Raw genomic sequence first — 21812 nt, 5'->3', positions numbered from 1 at the left:
TGTGTTATACGGGTTAGTCACCCTGTTACGTCATACCATACCCGAAGATCTGCTTCCGGACCTGACGGGCGCGGGCACGGGTTTCTTCGGTTTTCTGCCTGAATCGCTCGGCTTCGTCGTACCGCCCCAGGTCGGTGTAGTTCTGCGTCATCTGCTCCAGCAGCATAACGGCCTCTTCCAGACCCCGGACCACCTGCCAGTGGGTTTCTTCAACCGTTTTCGATAGCTCGGCCAGCAGTGAATCCGGGGTGAAGGCATGGCCAGTATGGCAACGGTACCGGGTCAGTTTCCCCTCTTCGATACTCATGAGCACCCCGTTACATTCGGGGCAAGTTAGTGTTGTTGGTTTTCCCATGCCCACAATGCCTAGTTCAAACCCATTAGCCTGAGCTGCAATCTCTATTTCGGTCTGTAGCCGTATTTTCTCCGCCTGCACCAACTCCGGTGGCCCATTAACGGGCTCTGCTATCAGCCGGCAAAGGGTGGAGGCTATCTCGGCCAAAGGCACCGTATAGTCAACATCTACGTACTCAAGCACACTCGCAGGCATACTCGGGTAAAGTGCATCGTCGGGCTCCTGAATAACGCATACGCCCCCCATCCGCTTAACGCTCCACATGCCTGAGGTGCCATCGTTGAGTAGCCCCGTTAGGACCACCCCAATTACGCGCGGGCCGTAGGTATAGGCGGCCGACCTGAACAGGGCGTCGATCGATGGGCGAAACCGATTTTCTTTCGGGCCCTTGCGTACCAATACCCGCCCCTGTTCGATCAGCAGGTGGAAATCGGGCGGAGCAATGTAAATATGGCCTGGCTGTATGGGGTCACCGTCCTGCGGATGGGAAGCGGGCAGCTTACCCGCCCGGCTCAGAATAGCAGGCAGGAAACTGGGGGCATCCGCAGAAACATGCTGCACCACAAAGATCGATGCACCCAAATCAGCTGGAAAGCCAGCTACCAGTTCCTGCAGGGCCGATACGCCACCGGCTGATGTACCAACGACTATAATAGTTCGTTTTATCGTTTCATGCTCACTCATTCCAGTTCTATCCTCCCTCCTTATCAGACTATCTAAACCAGGCTGTCAATTGTTTGCAGATTCTGCAGCGTGGTGAGCGTAGGCACGGGGGAGCGTGACCTCAAACCGAGTTCCTACACCTATTTTACTGTGGATAGCCAGTTTTCCTTCCAGCAGGCTAATCAGTCGCTTGACGATAAATAATCCAATTCCCTCGCCAGACCCCAGGATACGGTTTGCTGCGGCTTCGGGCGGTGTGTTGGTCTGCAAATGAGTTAGCTGCTCAACCTGGGCTGGCTTCAGGCCGGGACCTGTATCTGCTACGGACACTTGCCAGTAACTATCGCTGAGGGTGGTCCAGCTCACCGTCACGCTTCCCTCACTCGTGTATTTGAGGGCGTTGAGTACCAGATTCTGGACAATACGACGCACTTTGATCGGATCGCCCTCTACCGGCAGGGTGTCGTCTCCCTCCAGCCATAAAGACAAGCCTTTCTCATGGGCTATAATCCGGGTATATTCACCAAACTCTCTCAGCAGACCGGCCGCGTCGAATGCTTCGATATATACCGTTTCCTGGCCGGACTCCAGCCGTGAGAAATCCATGAGCTGGGTGAGCAGCACGGTAACCTGGCGAAGATTACGCTGGAGCATATGGAGCATCTGGGTACGGTCTTCTTCGGTATCGGATACATCGAGCAGTTGAGCAGCCCCCTGAACAATACCAAAGCTGCCCCGCAGATCATGCGTAGTGGTCCGCAGAAAATCGCCACGCTCCCGAATGTGTTGACGCAGGGCTTCGACGTCCTCGATGGTACGCTGTGAAGCCACCAATTCTTCCAGCAACTGTTCCTGCTGCAAAATAGCCGCTTTGAGTTCGGTAATATCGAGCCCCGTCAGCACCACCCCGCCGTCGTATCGATTCGCCGAAAGAGCCCGCCAGCGCAACTGGCCGTTGCTCATCAGCTGCCGTTCTTCATATACCTGCTTATTCTCGGTAACGACCTGTTTGAACCAGTCAAACGTTTTATCGGCCCACAGAAACGAATAAATAGGTTTTACCGACTGGCCGATCAGGTCGGCCAGCGGTTGCCCGACCAGATCGGCCAGCTGCTGGTTACCGACAACCAGCCGAAAATCGATGATCGGGTCAGTAGCCGGGTCGCCATATTCATCGTCGGGTTTGTCAAAAATAGCCTTCAGGTAGCCGATAGCCGTCGGCACCCCATTCAGTACGGCCTGCAGGTTATGGGCCATCTGCTCCAGCCGGCGGGCGGCCACTTTCTGTTCGGTAATATCCTGCGCAATACCAACGAACCGAACAGGTGAGCCGGCTTCATCGCAGATAACTTCCTGCCGGTTATAGAGGTACCGAAGCTGCCCATCGGGCCAGTAAATCCGACGGATGTACGAAAACGGCTGGCAGCTACGCCGGGCTTTCTCGATCAGCGCGTTGATAGGAGCAACATCGTCGGGGTGGGTCCGGCTTTCGACAAACTCATAGGTTAGCTCAACCGAACCGGGTTCGTACCCAAACAAGCGATATGTTCCGTCAGAGGCCGTCAAATAGCCGGTTGGTGCATCCCGCGTATAACTACCAATATGCGCAATAGCCTGTGCCTTGTTTAGAAAAGCACTCTTCTCTACCAGTTCAGCCGTGCGCTCCTGAACGCGCCGTTCCAGCTCATCGGTCAGCGTTTTCTGAATATGAATATCAACGCTGGTTCCAATATATCCGGTGAATGACCCATCAGGAGCTATACTGGGCCGGGCGTTTTGCAGGGTCCAGCGGTACTCTCCATCGTGGCGACGTAACCGGCACTCGATCTGGTAAGGCTGTCTTTTGGCAAAATTGGCGTGAAAAATAGTCAGATACTGTTCGCGGTCAGCCGGATGCAGATCCTCGATCCAGCCCAGTCCCAACTCTTCTTCCATCGGCCGACCTGTAAAATCGAGCCATATTTTATTCACAAAGGTACAGGTCCCGTCGAGACCAACGCTCCAGATTAGGGCTGGTGCGTTATCGGCTACGTTCCTGAACCAGGCTTCGCGTTCCTCGACCAGTCGCTGCGCCAGCCGGTGTTCTGTGATATCTTCAATGGCGAGCAAAACCGCTTCGTGCTGCCGAATAACCCGTCGGGCATTCAGTCGCATTACTTTCTCGCCGATGATAGGGAAGTCATTGGCCAGTTCAAAACCCTGTACGAAGTCGTTTTGAAGAATAACGCTCTCAAGTAATTGCCTAAGCAGGGGCACATCCCACTGCCGATTGCCGAGTTCATAAATCAGTCGACCTTCTGTTTCTTCCTCTCTTACCCTGAACAATCGGTAAAAGGCTTTGTTGGCACTCCTGACGCGCAGATCAGCATCCAGAACGAGTGTGGCTTCGCGGATGGTGTCGAGAATAGCCTCGGCAAACTGATTGGCCTCGGATAGCTGATCGTTACGCACCTGTAGTTCCTGGTTGATTGTTACCAGCTCTTCGTTGGCCGACTCAATTTCCTCTTTGCCCGTTTCCAGTTCTTCATTGATACTCTGCAACTCTTCGTTACTACTGATTATTTCTTCGTTAGCCGACTGTAGTTCTTCGGTCCCCGCTTCCTGAGCCTCAATGATCAGGCGCATATCTTCGCGCAGGGTGCTCAGCTCCTGCTCGAGTTGCTTTATCCGGAGGGCGCGGGCGTCGGCGGAGTCGTTATCAGCGGTCGATGTCGTCACGACTTCCTCGAAGAGAACCAGAAACAACGGCTCTTCTCCGTTCGCCGTCAGCGGCACTATTTCAATGGCTACGTAGTGTTTCTGCGTCTTTATCTGAACATCAATGCCCGTCCGGCGCACGGTTTCGCCGGTTTTGCGGGCTTTATGGATGGCATTCCGCAGTTCGAAGACCAGCGCGGGGCGGGCCATTTTCAACAGATTCAGACTGGCTTTACCAGGGGCAGGCTCCAGAAACAGGCCGGTTGATCCCCGAAACTGGAGAATATCCATATCCTGGTTTACAACCACACTGGCTGGCACATATCGGCTTAGCAGAATACTGTCTACGATTCGCTCCAGCTCAACCGCCGGATTTTTGCCAGCCCCCCGCCGATCACGACTTCCGCGGCCAGCCTGTTGATCAGAAGATGATTCATCGGTCAACCGATTGCTGGACAGTTCCAGGCCGTAGCGGGGACTCACCGCAAACGGGCCGGGAGAGAAGTCTGCTGGTGCGTCATTTCGGCGCACATAGACGCGGTAGTTTTTTTCCAGCTGAGCAAACAGAGTGCCTGAGTTGCCCACTGTTTCTGACTTCCCGAGTATCAGATAGCCGTTCGGATTGAGGGCATAATGAAACGTAGCCATGACTTTACGCTGGAGTGACGTATCCAGATAAATCAGCAGATTGCGGCAGCTAATCAGATCAAGCCGGGAGAACGGCGGATCTTTCAGGACGTTATGGGGCGCAAACACACACATGTCCCGAACGCTTTTATTGATCCGGTAATGATCATCAACTTTCGTGAAGAAGCGTTGTAAACGCCGGGGCGAAACGTCCATCACTTCACCCCGGGTGTAGCTGCCCAGCCGCGCTTTGGCTACGGCCAACTCGCTCAGATCAGTAGCAAAAATCTGGATAGTCACTCCGGAAGCCCGATCGCCAAGGATTTCGAGCAGCAGAATAGCCAGCGAGTAGGCTTCCTGCCCGGTTGAGCAGGCCGGTATCCAGATGCGAAACGTGTCACGCGGTTTCCTATCCCGAATGATCTTCGGCAGGAGCGCTTTTTCGAGATAATCCATGGTGTCGGCATCCCGAAAGAAAGTAGTCACGTTTATAAGCAGATCGTCATAGAGGGCGCGGGTTTCATCGGGATGCTGACGCAGAAACTGCGCATATTCCGGCAGTGTTTCGAGCCGAACCAGCAACATTCGCCGGATAATTCGCCGGCGAATGGTCGTCATTTTATAATGGCTGAAATCAACCCCCACTACCCGACGAATCAGTTGAATAATGATCTGAATATCTTCGTCGGTTATTGGCATAGCTGCAGCAGGACTGTCGTCGTCGTTCTGCCCGATTCGTTGAAACAGGCTGGGTTCCCGGCTCAGCCGTTCCAGTTCACTTGCCATTCTCGGGGGCGACAGTATCTGATCTACAACACCTTCGGCTATCGCCGAACGGGGCATGCTCTGAAATAGGGCCGTTTGATCCTGCGCAAAAGTGATTCCCCCGCCAACTTTAATAGCCCGCAGTCCCAGGGCTCCGTCCGAAGCCATTCCCGATAGTATGATGCCGATGACACGTTCCCGCTGCTGATCGGCCAGCAAAGCAAAAAAACGATCAATGGGGGTCAATGAATACGTCTGGGGCCCGAGCGACGGTTGCAGCACCCCGTTGACTAAGTCCAGGTCTCGATCTAATGGCAGCACGTAAACATGATCTGGCTGAATGGTAACCCCCTCTTCAGCCTCCTGTACAGGCATAGCCGTTACGCCCTGTAGCATCAATACCGGCTGCGTTTCAACATCAGGAACCGGATGCTGCACATACATATAAGCGAGACCGGTAGTAGCAGGCAAAGCTGCAAAGAGGTCAAGAGCAGCCTCCAGTCCGCCCACTGACGCACCAATAGCAACAATAGGTATAGGAGCCGAATGGGGTGGTTCGGGCGTATTGGTAGTAGCTTGGGCCATTGACAAAACTAAGGCTTGTTTTCAACAACATCTAACCTGCTGACAAAGGGGAGGATTGCACCGCTTTCGGATGTGGCATACTAAACGGGTAACAAATACAGGCAGCGCAGAGAGAATATTATTATATAACCCTACATTTCTTATTGAGTTTATAGTATTTTCACATTTCAACTTACCACATCTATTGCCCGAAAGGCACACTGCCGCTATGCATTCCTCTCTATCCGACGCGAGTAGACGTAATCTTCATCGTGCCAGTCTGATCATTATTGAAGATAACCCCGATGAACGCGTGATCATCCGCAGAGCTGCGGAGCAGACGTTAGAGGATATAAGCCTCATATGGGCCAACACAGCTGACGATGCCCTTCGGTACCTCGACCAATGCGATGGGCAGGTAAGGCTTTTGCCTAAACTGGTGTTGCTGGATTTGTACCTGCCCGATGCCGAACAGGGCTGGCAGTTTCTGACTCAGTTGAAAGATCGGTCGTGGAAGCGCTCACTACCTATTGTTGTTCTCAGCCGGTCGAGTTCGCCCGCCGACGTCATTCAGGCCTATGATCTGGGGGCTAACTCCTATATCATAAAGCCAGGTAGCCTGGAAGCCTGGCATGACTATTTTTCCTCGCTGCGTCTGTACTGGTGGGAAACGGTTACGCTGCCCGTGGTAAGCCCCGCACCAACGCTGTGAGAGCTACGGCAATTCGTAATAATACCCGAAGATAATTCCCATCTCATCCTCACTGGTCAGGCCGAAACCAACGGCCTTGCTGGTGGTATTGTTGTAGGTAATTTCGGAAGTAAGCCCTTCGCCTGCCTTCAGATCGATGGGTGTTTTGAAGGTAATGATGTCTGGATGTTCCCAGTCGGTCGAGGTATAGATAATCTCGCCATCGCGGGTGCCGCCCTTGATCCGGATCACGAACTTTTCGCCCAGCTTGTGCATGTGCGACGTCAGCGTCAGAATCCTGCGCGGTTTGTTGAAGGTGAACGACCGGGTGGCGGTGGTGCGCTGATTGGGCGGCAGGTTCAGGCTGGTATTGCCCAGATCGAGCGTCTGTACGACTTGTTTGACCTGCGCGGGGTCTATGCTGTACAGATTGAACTGCGCTTCGCCCTTCATAACGCCATCGGTCTTGTTGACGTAATGGGAGTTCAGGTCGAGCGATGCGCCGGCAGGCAGCAGCAAGGCCATGCCTTCTGGAAACGTGTAATCGATATATTGCGCCTGCGATCCGGCCAGGTACACGTGGTTCGACATGGTCAGGGCCGTCGCGAAGTTCAGCGAGTTGTCGGGGTTACGCAGGTCGCGGACGTCGTTCAGGTTCGGCAGCAGGCTTTTGTTTCGAAAGTCGTAGGCTACGAAGTGATGGCTGCCGCTGCGCATCTTGATCTCGTAGCGGTTTACGTACATAGGAGCCGTGTTGCCCACCAGCTGACGGGTAAACAGCTCGCGCTCAAACTTCGGCTGGATATCGAAAGCCGCAATTCGCATCTGTACTCCCCGCCCGCTGGCCGGGGCCGCCAGGGGTTCGTAGGTGGCTACGGTAGTCGTTTTATCATCCAGCAGGGCGGCATCGGCCACACTCCCCGTTTTTGGGGCGCCTGCTTCGATCCAGCGCCGAACAAATTCTACCTGACCATCGGGCAGTTGCGCGCTCCCCAGCGGCATCAGGTTGCCGTACTGACGGCCGCTATGGTGACCGGCGCTGGCGTTGAGTTTATGGTAAAGCAGGCTCTCCAGCGACGCAAACGCCTTTACCCGCTTCAGACCATCGGTTTTGGCTGAACTGTTTTTGGGGTCAACGCCCACCAGGTTCTGATACGCCAGCCCCGCAGCCAGCACCAGGCCGTGCTGCGCAAACGAAGGGTCTTTCTCCGACGCGTGGCAACCCGCCGTAGCACAGGAGGGTGTCAGAATTTTCTGCTGCATCAGCTCGAACGACGATACCGCCGTTGGGTCGTCGGTCGTGTCGGTGGCGGCATTCTGGCAAGAGCCCATGACCAGCAGCAGACAGGCGACTCCAATTCCTGAGGGCAAGAGCGTAGACATCAGACGGTTCATAAGGTTTGGGAGGAGATACGTTCGTTCTGATAACGAAAAAACAGCGGCTGTACTACCGCACAAGTTACCAGTTTTTCTGTTGCAATGGGCAGCTAATTCCTTGATAGGGTGCTGATTCAGAAACGGAGAACAAAGTCCTGCCGGGGCTGTTCGGTACGAATAAATACGAGCCCTACCCAGTACAGATCAACCGTTACGCGCACTGCCGGGTGGTTTTTTATGTACGCCCAGGCCTGCTCCATCTCCTCCGACCAATGAATGTCGTCAAATATGAACACCGTGTCATTATGGGCGTGAGGCAGGCAGGTCTCAAAATAACGGACTGTAGGCTCGTAGCGATGGTTGGCATCGAAAAATACCAGATCGAGCGCGTCGAGAGTGGCGAGCCGGGCCGGCAGGGTTTCGTCGAGGTTTCCAACCACAACGGTTGTATTGTCGATGTTGAGCCGCTCGAAGTGCTGACGGGCCAGCGCAGCCGTTTGCGGACAACCTTCAAACGTCCACACCTGCCCCTGGTTGAGCCGGGCGGCTTCGGCCAGATACGCCGTTGTCAGCCCCAGCGACGTACCCAGATCGAGCACCGTTCGCGCCCGGAAGCGCCGAATCAGCCGGTATAGCAACCGACCAAAGCGGGCGGGCTTCTGCGAATGCCGGGCAATGTCGGCCACGTTGCGCTGCCGTGAGCCGTTTACTTTAGAGCCTGCCCCGAAGTCAGTAATATCGATCCGGTTTTTGTTCCGCCGGACTTCGTGTCGAAGCGAGCGAATTGGCGCAAAAGCCGGTTCGTGCCGGTTGTCGGCCTGGATAACTTCGGTATACAGGGCAAATAAAAAGGGCGAATGCAGCGAGTGCTCGTCGCGGGCGCGGCCGAGGTAGCGGAAATAAGAACGAACCAACGGAGAAAGTAGTGACTAATTTAAGCGGAACGGCACGACCATCGTAAACTCGGGAATGTTTACCTGGAGCCGTTTTCCGTCAATAATACGCTCGACCAGATAGGTGCCGGCCATCTTGCCCATACTCGACCGGAGATTGCAACCCGACACGTATTCGTGTACCTCACCCGGCTCCAGAACGGGCTGCAGACCAACCACGCCCTCACCTTCGACCTCCCGGACGGTGCCGTTCGAATCGTAGATGAGCCAGTGCCGGCGAAGCAGCTGGATCGTGTAGTCGCTCGCGTTTTCGATCGTGATTCGGTAGGTAAATACGTAGTGTGCCTGAAGCGGGCTGGAGTAGTCCGATTGATACTCAGTCTTCACGCTCACTTTTACGCCTTCAGTGACTGACGATACCATAATTATCCTGTCGTTTGGCAACCTTACAACGAAAATACGGTTGATAAGTTATTTTACGCAAGAACCCATCTTAAAAATTTTCGGGGTATAGGTTCCAGCGGTTTTGGCCTATAATTCCCATTCACCCGTATCAGTTCCCGCAAATGAAAGTTTCCATAGCCGAATCCTGGCAACCTTATCTTCAACCTGAATTTGACGCGCCTTATTTTCAGCAACTGGCCGAATTTCTTAGACAGGAATATAGCACCCAGCGCGTTTTTCCGCCGGGAAAACTGATTTTCAATGCGTTCGACAAATGTTCTTTCGACGACGCCCGGGTCGTTATTCTGGGTCAGGATCCTTACCATGGCGAAGGGCAGGCCAACGGACTGGCGTTCTCGGTAGCCGACGGTATACAGAAGCCCCCCTCCCTCGTCAATATCTTCAAAGAAATTCAGGATGACCTGGGCAAGCCCGTTCCCAAGTCAGGTAATCTCGAACGCTGGGCTAGTCAGGGGGTTATGCTACTCAACGCTACGCTGACCGTACGCGCCGGCCAGGCAGGGTCGCACCAGGGCAAGGGCTGGGAAACCTTTACCGACTCGGTAATTAAACTGATCTCCGACCAGAAACAACATGTGGTGTTTATGCTTTGGGGAGCCTACGCCCAGAAGAAAGGGGCCGTGATCGACAGTAAGAAACACCTGGTCCTGAAATCGAAACACCCCTCCCCCATGGCAGCCCAGTGGGGCGGCTGGTTCGGCAACAAACACTTCAGCCAGGCCAATGATTATCTCCAGAGCAAAGGCCTTCCCCCCATCGAGTGGTAGGCTACGGCGAATCAGTGATGGCTGTTGTAGTACTGTTCTACTCATTTTTGTCATCCCGGTACAATAGATCTCTTCTGAGTCGGGATGGCAAAAACACGGGACGATAAAAGTATTCTCAAGGGGTCTGGACCAGGCCCTGCCACCAGTCAAGTCAATTCGAATAGCCGAAGGGGCAGAAACGGGAGAAGCGGATCGGTTTAGTATCCAGCTTTTTCCGTTCTGCCCCTTCGGCTGCTTTTTGCTGTTTCCTTAATCGATCGTTCTGAACAGGCGGTTCCAGCGGATTTTGTTGTACCACTTGTCCGGGTTCGGATCGAGCGACATCCAGACGAATACGGCCTTACCGACAATATGATCGGCGGGTACGAAGCCCCAGAAGCGCGAATCCAGTGAGTTATCGCGGTTGTCGCCCATCATGAAGTAATAATCCTGCTTAAACGTGTACGAGCCGATGGGCTGGCCACCAATCTTGATACCGGTTGGACTCGACACTACGTTTTCGTTGCCTTCGTACAGTTCAATGACCGGGCCGTAGAGCGCTATGGTCTGCGCATTGATCGGAATCGTTACGCCCTGTTTCGGTACGGTAATCGGGCCAAAGTTATCGTGGTTCCACTTGAACGTCGGGGTGCCGTATATACCCGGCGACATTTCGCCCGGCTTGTCACTCATGGGTTCGATTCCTTTCACCCAGTCGAACCCTTTCAGCTGATTGATAACGGTTTCGGTCGTGTTAATGCTGTACCCTACCATGGTCGAACTCTTGGTCGAGTCGTTATACTGCTCCAGGGGCTTCCAGTTTTCGGTCGGCTGGCCCGGATCACGGTAGTCGTTCACGATGTCGTACTTACGGAAAAAAGCCGCATCCAGCACTTCGGTTGTTTTCAGAAAATACTTCTGCTCCGAGCGGGGCGGCTTGGGCAGCAGCGTACCGTTAACATACACCTCCCGCTGCCGCACTTCGAGCACATCGCCCGGAATACCGACGCAGCGCTTGATGTAGTTCGTTTTCAGATCGACCGGGTAATCGATGTTGTCGTTCAGGTACTTGGGCGGTACGTTGAACACGACGACATCACCATTTTTCACACTCGTGAAGCCGGGCAACCGGTATGAGGGCAGCTGAATGGCCGTGCTGTACGACGGAATGTTGGTGCCCCAGATTTTCTGGTGGGTCAGGGGGACCTGCAGCGGTGTTGTGGTAGTACGGGTACCGTAATGGAGCTTGCTCACGAACAGAAAATCACCCACCATCAGGCTGTTTTCCATCGATGGTGTTGGGATCGTGAAGGCTTCCATAAACAGCCACCGGATGAGGGTAGCTGCCACAACGGCGAACAGAATCGAATCGAACCATTCGCGGAGAGGTGATTTCTTGGCTTTAGCCGGTTTACGGTCGGCGCGGGTTTTAACTTCAGACACGTCCTATAACGATTAATGATGAATGATTACCGATGAATGATGATCGATGAAAGGCAGCGCAGGTTCATCATTGATCATTCGTACCTAACAGGTCGTCCATCCCGAAAATGCCCTCGCGGCCAATGATCCATTCGGCCGCAACAACAGCTCCCAGCGCAAATCCCTGTCGGCTGTGGGCAATATGGGTAATTTCAATTCGGTCAACGTCAGAATCGTACCGAACCGTATGCGTTCCGGGTACGGACCCTTCACGAAGCGACTCAATTTCAACCGCTTCGGTCGAATTGATCTGCGAATTGGTACTATCGGTCTCTTTACTGGCCCAACGGCGTTTGGTCGGCAAGTGTTCCATAACCCCTTCAGCCAGCGTAATTGCCGTACCACTGGGCGCATCTTTTTTTTCGGTATGATGAATTTCGGTCATCGATACCTGATATGATGGGTAGTTCCGCATGAACTGCGCCAGCGTTTTGTTGAGCCGGAAAAACAGGTTGACGCCAATGCTGTAGTTCGACGCGTAGAAGAAAGCCCCGTTTTTGCGACGGCAAACGGCCTCGATGGCCTGCCGCTGGCTCAGCCAGCCCGTTGTGCCACAAACGACCGGCCAGCCACGTTCCAGACAATAGGTTATGTTTTCGGCAGCCGATTCGGGCGAGCTGAACTCTATAACCACGTCAACAGCCTCGTTAGGCAGGATATCGAAATCGGCGCGGTTGTCGGCGTCTATGCGACCGGCAATCTGGTGGCCCCGTTCGAGCGCCAGTTGCTCGATGGCTTTTCCCATTTTACCGTAGCCAAGCAAAAGAATATTCATGTTTTTTTCGGTGTTGTCAGCGACGGGTTCCGTTACTTGAATGTAAGGGCCAGACGTATCCCCGGCACGGGCCCGGTGCCCGGCAAAGGTAGTACGGTTGGCTCAACACGCATGGAAATATCGTCGGATAGATCGAAGGTTTTCAGGTGGGCCGCTACGTTGGCTTCTACTGCACTTACGGCATAGAGCACAATCGACAAGAGTATATTCAGGTCCCGGTAGCGCCGGTAGAAGTCGTACGCATTCTTGGCACCCGCCGTCGACCGGAAAATATTATCGCCAATCTGTACCTCCTCCACTTTCTCAATTACGGCCGGAACGGGAATCCGCTGGCTGATCAGCTGGGGTACATTGGTAAGTTCAACCTGCGTTGGGCCCACTATCTGACGCCCGTACAGAAGGAGCCGGTAGCCATCTTCGGCTTCGTTGGCCAGCCGCCGGTAGCGCAGAAAGTAGTAGCTAATGGCGGCATATCCGCCGTAGATAAACGGTATTTTATAGTACTGCCGGTTATAGGCCTGCCCCAGGCCGGGCAGAATCAGCGACCGGATGGTAGCCTGTCGGGGAATGATTTTTCGGATTTCGGCCTGCTGGCGAGCCCCCACCCGTATGGTATCCGCCAGCGACTGCACCAGTGAGTCGCCCTCCGGAGTCAGCTCCGACGAACCTACCCGAATCGGGCGGCCTCCGTTGTTGGGCAACGTAGCCGGAATGGTGTCGGCGGCCGACCGGATCTGCCGCGTCGAGTCAACGGCTGCCGGTGTCCTGGCGGGCACAATTGCGGGTTGTTGTGCAAACAGGCGTTGAACGGGTACGTTGAACAGCAGAACGGCTACAAATAAGACAATAAGCTGTTTCATGCTTACACAACGCTCAAAGTCGGTTGGTTGACCGGGCGCTGTATCCGTTTACGATAATTTAACACAACTAGGTTTGGGAGTTGAGAACCTCCAGAATCTTGGTCAGCTCTTCCTGCGACGTGAACGGAATCTTGATCTCACCTTTGTGCTTCTCATCAGCTTTGATCGATACCTTGGTGCCGAACAGCGACGAGAGCTTGAACTGGAGACTCCGCATTTCCTGCTTGGGTAGCGTCACACGCCGGGTGGCGGTTAGCAGATCGTCATCGTCCGACAGGTTCCTTACCGCTTCTTCAACCTTCCGTACCGACCACTCTTCATCAACAGCCCGGTTAAACAACCGAATCTGTGAATCGGGGTTTTCGATATTGATGATAGCCCGGGCGTGGCCCATCGATATTTTGTTATCGCGCAGAGCCGCCTGAATGACGGGGGGCAATTTCAGCAGCCGGATGTAGTTGTTGACCGTAGTGCGGTTCTTACCTACCCGTTCGCCCAGTTCTTCCTGCTTCAGGCTACATTCTGTAATAAGCCGCTGATAACTAAGGGCAATTTCTATGGAATTGAGGTTCTCGCGCTGGATGTTCTCGATCAGCGCCATTTCCAGCATCTGCTGGTCATTGGCCGTCCGGACATAGGCCGGAATGGTTGTCAGCCCAATCAGCTTGGAGGCCTGAAGACGCCGTTCGCCGGAGATCAGCTGGTAGCGGTCTTTGCCCAACTGACGAACCGTGATGGGCTGAATAATACCCTGTACCCGAATCGACTCAGCCAGTTCCTGAAGCGCTTCTTCGTCGAACCGGGTTCGGGGCTGAAACGGATTGGTTTCGATCAGCGAGAGGCTGATCTCGGTCATGGTACTGATCGACTCAAACGGCGAGGTTTTGGTCTGGCGGTTTACCGCGTCACTGTCATGCAGCAGCGCACCCAATCCACGGCCCAGTCCAATCATCTTCTTATTCGGTGCTTTGGTGTTCGCGTTCTCCATACCTTAAGTACGAGCCGAAGCCCGCTATGTTGGTAGAAATCACGGGGGTTGGCCCGTATTACTAGGCTTCCTGCGGCATCATGCCGTTCTTGATCAGAATTTCGCGGGCCAGGTTCAGGTAACTGACGGCTCCTTTACTGTCGGCATCCTGAGCCAGGGCGGGTACGCCAAAACTGGGCGATTCGCTCAACCGGATGTTGCGGGGAATGATGGTGCTGAATACCATTTGCTGGAAATGGGTCGTCACTTCCCCTACTACCTGGTTCGAAAGCCGAACGCGCAGGTCGTACATCGTTAGCAGAATACCTTCAATAGATAGCCGGGTGTTGAGCCGTGACTGAATAATCTTGATGGTATTGAGCAGTTTGCCCAGTCCTTCGAGCGCAAAATACTCGCACTGAACCGGGATAATGACCGAGTCAGCGGCTGTCAGACTGTTGATCGTGATCAGACCGAGCGATGGAGAACAGTCAATAATAACAAAGTCGTATTCATCGCGGATGCTGTCGAGCGCGTTCTTCATCTTGTCTTCGCGGTTCTGAAGATTGATCATCTCAATCTCGGCTCCGACCAGGTCAATATGTGACGGCAGCAGATCCAGATTTGGAAACTCCGTTTGTATGATCGCATCGTGAGGACGTACGCCCTCCACCATGCACTCATAGATGCTGTTCTCGATTTCTTTCGGATTGTAGCCCAGTCCCGAGGTCGAATTGGCCTGCGGATCTGCGTCAACAATGAGCGTCTGGAATTCGAGGGCGGCCAGGCTGGCGGCCAGATTTATTGTCGTTGTAGTTTTACCGACGCCCCCTTTTTGGTTGGCGATAGCAATGACTTTACCCATGGGTCTGTGCGTTGCAGTCCCAAATATGCCGGATAGTTTTCACGAATCCAAGCTATGTTCCACGACTGTTTCACAAAAAATCGTGAAACAGCCTCAGCGGGTCAGCAGGCCTGCATCCAGTACGAACTGCGAACCGGTGATGTAACGGGCTCCGTCAGAAACCAGATAGAGCACCATCGCCGACACGTCTTCTGGCTCTACCCAGGGTACGGGCAACAAATTTCCCGCCGACCGTTCGGCTATTTCCTGTGTAGTGGTTCCTTCCAGCGCGGCCAGACCATCGTTCATGGGGGTGTTCACGCCGGTGGGGTGAATGGAGTTGACCCGGATGTTGTAAGGCGCCAGTTCAATGGCCCAGGATTTGGTCAGCCCCACCAGCCCCCATTTAGACGCGGCATAGTGACTCAGCCGGTTCATACCCCGCAGACCGGCAATGCTGGAGTTGTTGATGATAACGCCCGACTGTTGCTCCATCATGACGGGTATGACCCGGCGGGCTACCAGCCAGGCCCCTTTCAGGTTAATATCGAGCATATCGTCCCAGGCGGCTTCGGTCAGCTCGTGGGCCAGCCCATAGGCACAGATACCCGCGTTGTTGAACAGGATATCAATTCGGCCAAAGCGGTTCATGGTCTGCTCCACGGCCGCTATGATGTCTTCGTCGCGCCGAACATCGCCCTGCCAGATCAGGCAATGCGGACCCAGGGCGTTGACTTCACGCTGCAGCGAGTCATGTTCATTCTCAGACCCGAAGGTATAGGCCGGATAGGTAAGATTTCGGGCCACATCGAACGCAACGATGTTGGCCCCTGCCTGCGCCAGTGCCAGCGCGACGGCCCGCCCCTGCCCGTGGGCTGCGCCCGTGATAAAAGCCGTTTTACCGGTTAGACTGGCCATATTGAGGGATTTTCAAAGTTTCTGAAGCCTTGTCAGGTTGGGTTGGTTACAGGATAATACGGAGCGAGGTACGAATCGACCTCCACCTCCAGGGCATTGTTGAATACGTTGGTAGCGATCATCTGCCCGGCAAACGCAACGAGTATCACCAGTTCGGCAGGTGTACATCGCCGGGCGACGGTCTGGTACAGATCAGCAGGCACTTCACCTTTGTTTCGGGCCATCTCGCTCCCGAACCGGAGCAGCGCCTGCTCGTCGTCGGTCAGTACAAGCGCTTCGGGCCGCTCGCCATGGTCGATTATGATCTTTCGGAAGAACATGGTACAGAGCGGGCAGTCTGAACCTTCGGAGATAGCATGGGCGAACAGATACGCCAGCCGGTTTCCCACCAGCCCGATGACCTCCTGATACAGCGGATACCATTGCATGTATACGTCGAACGCCAGGGGCGAATGGCTTAGGGTAGCCTTCATATTCGTGATGCGCGACCCGGGATAGTCAGCGATGTGCCGGGCCCAGGCCGCTTTCAAGTCGTCTGACGCCTGACTTTCAGGTAATGGATCGATGCGAGACACAGATTGAGTGATGAGTGATGAATGATGAGTGATGTGAGTAAAGGAACGGGCTAGCAGTCGTCGGAATGACAAACCCGCAACAGGACAAGCCAGCCGTCATAATTACAACCCAGGCGCAGGCATGACATATACGAGTGTGACGGCCCGGACCTTGTAAAGGCTGATGTTATCTGTTCCTGCTCCACTGGGCTAGTTTTTCGCCCGCCCGGCGGAGGGTTTCGTCGTCTTTGGCGAAGCAGAACCGGAGTATGTTGTAGTCGTTCCGCTGGTCGTAAAAGACCGATACCGGAATGGAGGCTACGCCAATCTCTTTCGTTAAGCGAACCGCCAGGTCATAATCGGGCTCGTCGGTTATAGCCGCGTAGGATAGGTTCTGGAAGAAAGTGCCTTCGGTAGGCGTGAACGCAAACCGCGACCCGGCCAGCGCCTGAAGAAACAGGTCACGTTTCTGTTCGTAGAACCCGGCTAGAGACTGATAGCGGTCGGACTTGCTAAGATATTCAGCCAGCGCAACCTGCATCGGGGTCGATACGCTGAAGGTCAGGAACTGGTGTACTTTCCGAAACTCGACAGTCAGCTCGCGCGGGGCCAGGCAGTACCCGACCTTCCAGCCCGTTACGTGAAACGTTTTCCCAAACGACCCCACCACAAACGTACGCTCCCGCAAAACAGGGTGCTGCATCAGCGAGCGGTGTGGCCGCTGGTCGAAGGTAATGTGTTCGTAAACCTCATCGCTGATTATAAACAGGTCGCGCTCCTGCACCAGATTAGCCAGCTGGTTCAGGTCATCGGCAGTCCAGACGCGACCGGTCGGGTTATGGGGGGTGTTGACCATAATCAGCCGGGTTTGGTCAGTTACCTTCGCGGCTACCTCCGCCCAGTCGATGGCGTAGTCGGGTGGGGTCAGGCTGACGAAGACCGGCACGCCCCCGGCCAGTTCGATGGCAGGCACGTAGCTATCATAGGCCGGTTCGAATACAATGACTTCATCCCCAGCCTGCACCACGGCCGTAACGGCGGCATAGAGCGCTTCGGTAGCGCCCGAAGTGATCGTAATCTCGCTTTCCGGGTCGTAGGACGGACCATATACCTCAGCGGTTTTCTGCGCAATGGCTTCGCGCAGCACCGGCATGCCTGCCATGGGTGCATACTGGTTATGATTGTTGCGCATGGCTTTCGTGACCAGCTCCAGCAGGGCCGGATCGGCCGGAAAGCTCGGAAACCCCTGCGACAGGTTCAATGCTCCCAGATCAGCCGCCAATTTCGACATGACGGTAAAGATCGTGGTGCCGACGCGGGGCAGTTTAGAAGCAAGCGTTTGCGTAGGTTGCATGCAGTGCAGTCAGCTACTGAAACAGAAAGTAAGCCACCACCAGCGTGATGACAATGTTGAAGCCCTGTGCCAGCAGGAACGCGTAGAGCGGCCGGCGGTTATCGGCATTAAACAGATCGGCAAACCGGGTTTCGAGCCCTATGCTTACGAAGGCCAGCGCGAACCAGAGGCCCTGCAGGCTTTTCAGACTTCCCTTTACCGTATCGATCGTTTCGGCCGACAGCGCGAAAGAGAACAGCAGCGATGCTCCCAGAAAACCCAGAATGAACTTCGGAAACCGCTCCCAGATCACGCCCAGCGTGGGCTTTTCGGCCTGCACGCCGTCTTTACCCGAGTAGGTCCAGTACACGCTAATGGCAAAAGCAGCCAGTCCGAGCAGAACGTTTTGCGAGAACTTGACAATGGTACTGATTTTCAGCGCGGCCTCGCCCGCGAGCGAGCCCGACGCCACCACCGCGCCAGTGGTATCGATCGTACCGCCGAGCCAGGCACCCGTCACTTCGGGCGTAAGCCCCATCGACTGAGCCGCGTAAGGCATGAGCAGCATCATCGGAATAGCCGTAATCAGCACCAGTGAGATTACGTACGACAGTTTCTTGCTGTCGCCGTGGATAGCGCCCGCCGTGGCGATAGCGGCCGACACCCCACAGATAGACACCGCCGATGCCAGCATCATGGTCATTTCATCGTCAATCTTCAGCCGTTTGCTGATCCAGTACGCCACGTACCAGACCGACAACACCACCACCAGCGCCTGAATCAGCCCCAGCGAGCCCGCCTTCAGAATATCGCCGAAGATGACGGTCGTACCCAGCAGCACCAGCCCGATTTTCACGAACAGCTCGGTAGCCAGAGAAGCCCGCAGCCAGTCGGGGAGCCGGAGCGTATTACCAATAGCCAGGCCAATCATCAGACTGAAAATAACGGCTTCGAGGTTAAGGTCCTTGAGGGTTTTGTTGCCCGCCAGAATCAGCGCCAGCACTGTTAAGCCGAAAATAACCGGAAAGCCCAGCGCAGTAGCCCGAACGGAACGGCCCGTCAGCCAGGCGCCGGCCAGCGCCACCACGTAGGTAAACGCGAACTGCGCGGCTATAGCCACCAGATTTTTCGCTGAGAATACCGTACCTGCCAGATCGCTGCTGTCTTTCCAGCCAAAAGCCGGGGCGGCAATGACCAGTCCGGTCAGCGAAAGGCCAATGATAGCCAGCCCCAGCACCACAACGGTCCAGTCTTCGTTCAGGATCGATGTAGCAGGCGGGATAGCGGGCTGCGTCGCTGCGGTTGTCTTCTTACTCGTACTTTCCATTCGTTTGTGCGTTGTTTGTCTTACAGTATGAAATCTATCGGTTCGTCAAAACTACCGGTGTAGCCAGGCCAAAACTATCGCGCAGTACCACCCGGGCGGCCTGGTAGCCACACATCCCGTGTACCCCTCCGCCGGGTGGCGTGGCCGACGAGCAGATGAACAGCCCCGGCTCCGACGTCCGGTAAGGCGTCAGGCTCAAGGTAGGCCGCGTATACAATTGCCCAATGTCGATGATACCACTATTGATGTCGCCCCCAACGTAATTGGGATTCCAGGCTTCTACCTGGGCGGTATTCATCGTAGCGCGGGCCAGAATCCGATCCCGGAAACCTGGCGCAAACCGCTCAACCTGCCGCTCAATACGGTCGGTCATGTCGACGGTCGAGCCGTTCGGTACGTGGCAATAAGCCCAGGCGGTATGTTTACCGGCCGGTGCGCGGCTGGGGTCGAAGCGGCTTTGCTGGGCCAGCAGTGTATATGGCTGGTCGGGATGCTGCCCGTCATAGGTCTGCTGCTCAGCCATTACGATCTCTTCCAGGGTGCCGCCGAGATGAATTGTACTGGCGCGGTCACAGTCGGCAGCGGCAAACGGAATGGGTCCGTCGAGCGCCCAGTCGACTTTAAAAATACCGGGTCCGTAGCGGTAGCGCTCCAGCTGTTTTCGATAGAACGCTGAAAACCGATCACCCGCGATAGACAGCAGCTGCTTCGGACTGAGATCGAACAGCACGGCCCGGGTTTTGGGCAGGTCGGCCAGCGTTCTGACAGGTCGGTCTACCTCAATCCGGCCACCCAGCGATCGGAAGTACGACGCGAGGGCATCGGCGATCTGCTGCGACCCACCTTTGGGCATCGGCCAGCCGCGCTGGTGGCCCACCGTCATCAGCACCAGCGCAATAGCCGCCGTTGTCAGGTTGGTCAGGGGCTGAATGGCGTGAGCGGCCATACCGGCCAGCAGGCCCCGCGCTTCGGTAGTTTTAAAACGCCGGGCCAGCTGGGTTGCCGGCAGCAGAGCGTTCAGGCCAAACTGCGCCAAATCGATCGGATGATCCGGAAATCGCAGTGGTCCCAGCACATCGGGGGCCAGCCCGGGCCAGTGCCGCACCAGCGGTTCAAATAAACGCCGGTATGTTTCTTCATCAGCGCCAAGCGTCCGGGCCGTATCGGCTACGGACCCAGCCAGAATAGCCGCCGTTCCCCCATCGAACGGATGGGCGGCTGCTATGGGCGGGTAGATAAACTCCAGGCCGTATTCGGACAGGGGCAGGCTCTGAAACAGGGGCGAACCAGCGGCCAGCGGATGAATGGCCGACCCTATGTCATGCACAAAACCGGGCAGGGTCAACTCGGCCGATCGGGTACCGCCCCCAATGGTCGGCCGCGCTTCCAGCACCACCACCGACAGGCCTGCCCGCGCCAGCACGATTGCCGCGCTCAGCCCGTTGGGACCGGACCCAACAACCACCGCATCGTATTCAGACTTACTCATATGTCGATTGGGTTTGCGGGCGAACCCGGGTTTGGTCGGGCGGTTTGATCCAGTAGGTTGCTCCGCCTACGACGACTACCCCCAGCCCGATCAGGCTTTCGACGGGTCGGTCGCTGATGATAAAGGCCAGCACGAAAAGGCTAAAGCCAATGTAGGCCCATTGCAGATACGGGCGAAACGGGCTCGGGAAGTCATCGGGTCGGCGCGGGGTGCGGAGCAGACTCGCCACTGCCAGCGTACCCATCAGTTGCAGCACGAACGATGTGCAGAGCAATACCTGTTCGAGGGTTCCGGAAAACAGCAGCAGCAGGGTAACTCCTACCTGCAGCCAGATGGCCCGAACCGGCACCTGCTGCGGGGAGACGACGGCAAAATAGCGCCAGAGCGGAAAGTCGGCAGCCATACGGCTCGTTACCCGCGCCCCTACCCAGACATATGAACTCATGGTAGCCAGCAACTGAACAGCAATACCGATACTGATCCACTTGCTGGCCGTCGTCCCGAAGCCATGCTGAAAAGCCAGCACCGCCACATCAGCCTGGTTCCGGAGCTGGTCCAGACTGGCCAGCCGCAGAAAAACCAGCTGTAGCGCTACGTACAGCACCGTCACCACCCCCGTACCCAGCAACAGCGCCCGGGGCAGGTTATGACGCGGATCGCGAATTTCAGCGACGATATAAGCGGCCGCGTTCCAGCCAGTATAGGCATAGGTTACGTACAGCAGCGATACGGCAAAACCCGACGTAAACACCTCGTCCGATACCCCCGCCCCGAACCGCAGCGCATTGGGTTCCGACGGCGCTGCCGCAAACCCAACGGCCAGCAATACTGCTACGAATACTATTTTCAGCAACGTTGTGGCGTTCTGGAACACACTGCTGTGGCGGAGGCTGACCGAATGCATCAGCCCGATCAGCAGCACAAGGACCACCGTGAGCCAGCGGCTGTTGGCCGTTCCGAGCCAGGTCTGATCGAACGGGCTCAGGTAGGCTTCCATGGCTTTGCCGGCAATGGCTACCGGGGCCGCAAACCCACCCACCAGCGATACCCAGGCCGACAGATACCCTAAAAACGGATGCAGCCCGCGCGAGATGAAGATGTAATCGCCCCCGTTTTCATGGCGGTAGTGGGTACCGAGTTCGGCCATGGTAAACGCACCGATCAGCGCCAGCCCTCCGCCCAGTACCCATAGCAGCCCAATTGACCAGGTGTTCTGCACCGTGGCCAGCTGAAAGCCCAGACTCGTGAACACACCCGTACCGACCATATTAGCAATGACCAGTGAGGTGGCTGTTCGCCAGCCTATTTTATGGGTTTCACTCATAATTGCGCAAGAAATGCTGAACAAGCCGGTAGGCCAGCCCTCCCCGCAAGTTAGCCGTTCGCCCGTAAACACCGATGTTCTCGTATAGCAAATACT

The 21812-nt window shown here is 55.5% G+C and carries 18 protein-coding genes; 2 read left to right on the top strand and 16 right to left on the bottom strand.

Translation table 11 applies throughout. The features are described from left to right. Window positions 1-25: 25 nt before the first annotated feature. Both FBR45_RS06000 and FBR45_RS05995 read right to left on the bottom strand, forming a co-directional pair. Window positions 26-1039 (bottom strand): chemotaxis protein CheB, encoded by a 1014-nt coding sequence (locus FBR45_RS06000; RefSeq protein WP_138500252.1) that lies wholly within the window; start codon window positions 1037-1039, stop codon window positions 26-28. A gap of 45 nt (window positions 1040-1084) precedes the next feature. Next, complete coding sequence (locus FBR45_RS05995; RefSeq protein ID WP_138500250.1) at window positions 1085-5692, bottom strand: CheR family methyltransferase; 4608 nt, start codon at window positions 5690-5692, stop codon at window positions 1085-1087. A gap of 208 nt (window positions 5693-5900) precedes the next feature. Between FBR45_RS05995 and FBR45_RS05990 the strand changes: the two genes are divergently transcribed. Further along, window positions 5901-6383 (top strand): response regulator, encoded by a 483-nt coding sequence (locus FBR45_RS05990; RefSeq protein WP_138500248.1) that lies wholly within the window; start codon window positions 5901-5903, stop codon window positions 6381-6383. A 3-nt stretch (window positions 6384-6386) separates the two neighbouring features. Here the strand turns inward: FBR45_RS05990 and FBR45_RS05985 are convergent, their stop codons facing one another. The 3 genes from FBR45_RS05985 to apaG all read right to left on the bottom strand — a co-directional run bounded on the left by FBR45_RS05985 (window position 6387) and on the right by apaG (window position 9055). Next, the gene (locus FBR45_RS05985; protein ID WP_138500246.1) at window positions 6387-7757 is read right to left on the bottom strand and encodes a monooxygenase; all 1371 of its coding nucleotides are present in this window, start codon (window positions 7755-7757) and stop codon (window positions 6387-6389) included. Between the two features lie 116 nt (window positions 7758-7873). After that, window positions 7874-8653: an O-methyltransferase gene (locus tag FBR45_RS05980; RefSeq protein WP_138500244.1), complete on the bottom strand. Its 780-nt coding sequence runs from the start codon at window positions 8651-8653 to the stop codon at window positions 7874-7876. Window positions 8654-8668: 15 nt separating this feature from the next. After that, the gene (gene apaG / locus FBR45_RS05975; RefSeq protein ID WP_077920350.1) at window positions 8669-9055 is read right to left on the bottom strand and encodes a Co2+/Mg2+ efflux protein ApaG; all 387 of its coding nucleotides are present in this window, start codon (window positions 9053-9055) and stop codon (window positions 8669-8671) included. A 143-nt stretch (window positions 9056-9198) separates the two neighbouring features. On the opposite strand from apaG, the gene ung reads away from it, so the two are divergent. Further along, window positions 9199-9864, top strand: coding sequence for a uracil-DNA glycosylase (gene ung, locus FBR45_RS05970; RefSeq protein WP_129600009.1), 666 nt, complete (start codon window positions 9199-9201; stop codon window positions 9862-9864). Window positions 9865-10113: 249 nt separating this feature from the next. Here the strand turns inward: ung and lepB are convergent, their stop codons facing one another. From lepB to FBR45_RS05915, 11 genes are all read right to left on the bottom strand, one after another. Further along, window positions 10114-11286 (bottom strand): signal peptidase I, encoded by a 1173-nt coding sequence (lepB, locus tag FBR45_RS05965; protein WP_138500242.1) that lies wholly within the window; start codon window positions 11284-11286, stop codon window positions 10114-10116. A gap of 67 nt (window positions 11287-11353) precedes the next feature. Further along, window positions 11354-12100, bottom strand: coding sequence for a 4-hydroxy-tetrahydrodipicolinate reductase (dapB, locus tag FBR45_RS05960; protein WP_138500241.1), 747 nt, complete (start codon window positions 12098-12100; stop codon window positions 11354-11356). A gap of 32 nt (window positions 12101-12132) precedes the next feature. Continuing rightward, entirely contained in the window at window positions 12133-12960 is an 828-nt protein-coding gene (locus FBR45_RS05955; protein ID WP_138500239.1) for a DUF5683 domain-containing protein, read from the bottom strand. 67 nt (window positions 12961-13027) lie between these two features. Beyond that, window positions 13028-13948 (bottom strand): ParB/RepB/Spo0J family partition protein, encoded by a 921-nt coding sequence (locus FBR45_RS05950; RefSeq protein WP_077920355.1) that lies wholly within the window; start codon window positions 13946-13948, stop codon window positions 13028-13030. Between the two features lie 61 nt (window positions 13949-14009). Next, the gene (locus FBR45_RS05945) at window positions 14010-14792 is read right to left on the bottom strand and encodes a ParA family protein (RefSeq protein WP_077920356.1); all 783 of its coding nucleotides are present in this window, start codon (window positions 14790-14792) and stop codon (window positions 14010-14012) included. A gap of 93 nt (window positions 14793-14885) precedes the next feature. Then, entirely contained in the window at window positions 14886-15689 is an 804-nt protein-coding gene (locus FBR45_RS05940; RefSeq protein WP_138500237.1) for a mycofactocin-coupled SDR family oxidoreductase, read from the bottom strand. 32 nt (window positions 15690-15721) lie between these two features. After that, window positions 15722-16264 (bottom strand): carboxymuconolactone decarboxylase family protein, encoded by a 543-nt coding sequence (locus FBR45_RS05935; protein WP_138500235.1) that lies wholly within the window; start codon window positions 16262-16264, stop codon window positions 15722-15724. A gap of 166 nt (window positions 16265-16430) precedes the next feature. Then, window positions 16431-17597, bottom strand: a complete 1167-nt coding sequence (locus FBR45_RS05930) for a methionine aminotransferase (protein WP_138500233.1) — start codon at window positions 17595-17597, stop codon at window positions 16431-16433. Between the two features lie 13 nt (window positions 17598-17610). Then, window positions 17611-18903 carry a YeiH family protein gene (locus FBR45_RS05925; RefSeq protein WP_138500231.1) on the bottom strand — a complete coding sequence of 431 codons (1293 nt, stop codon included), beginning with the start codon at window positions 18901-18903 and terminating at the stop codon, window positions 17611-17613. Between the two features lie 34 nt (window positions 18904-18937). Beyond that, a complete protein-coding gene (locus FBR45_RS05920) occupies window positions 18938-20392 on the bottom strand; it encodes a phytoene desaturase family protein (RefSeq protein ID WP_138500229.1) in 1455 nt (484 codons plus the stop codon). Next, window positions 20385-21716 carry an APC family permease gene (locus FBR45_RS05915; RefSeq protein ID WP_138500227.1) on the bottom strand — a complete coding sequence of 444 codons (1332 nt, stop codon included), beginning with the start codon at window positions 21714-21716 and terminating at the stop codon, window positions 20385-20387. The genes FBR45_RS05920 and FBR45_RS05915 overlap by 8 nt, the downstream gene beginning before the upstream one ends. Window positions 21717-21812 lie beyond the last annotated feature (96 nt).

The organism is Spirosoma lacussanchae (assembly GCF_005870035.1).
GTDB classification, from domain to species: Bacteria; Bacteroidota; Bacteroidia; order Cytophagales; family Spirosomataceae; genus Spirosoma; species Spirosoma lacussanchae.
The sequence above is the reverse complement of the archived record's forward strand: the minus strand, read 5'-3'. Positions and strand labels throughout refer to the sequence as shown.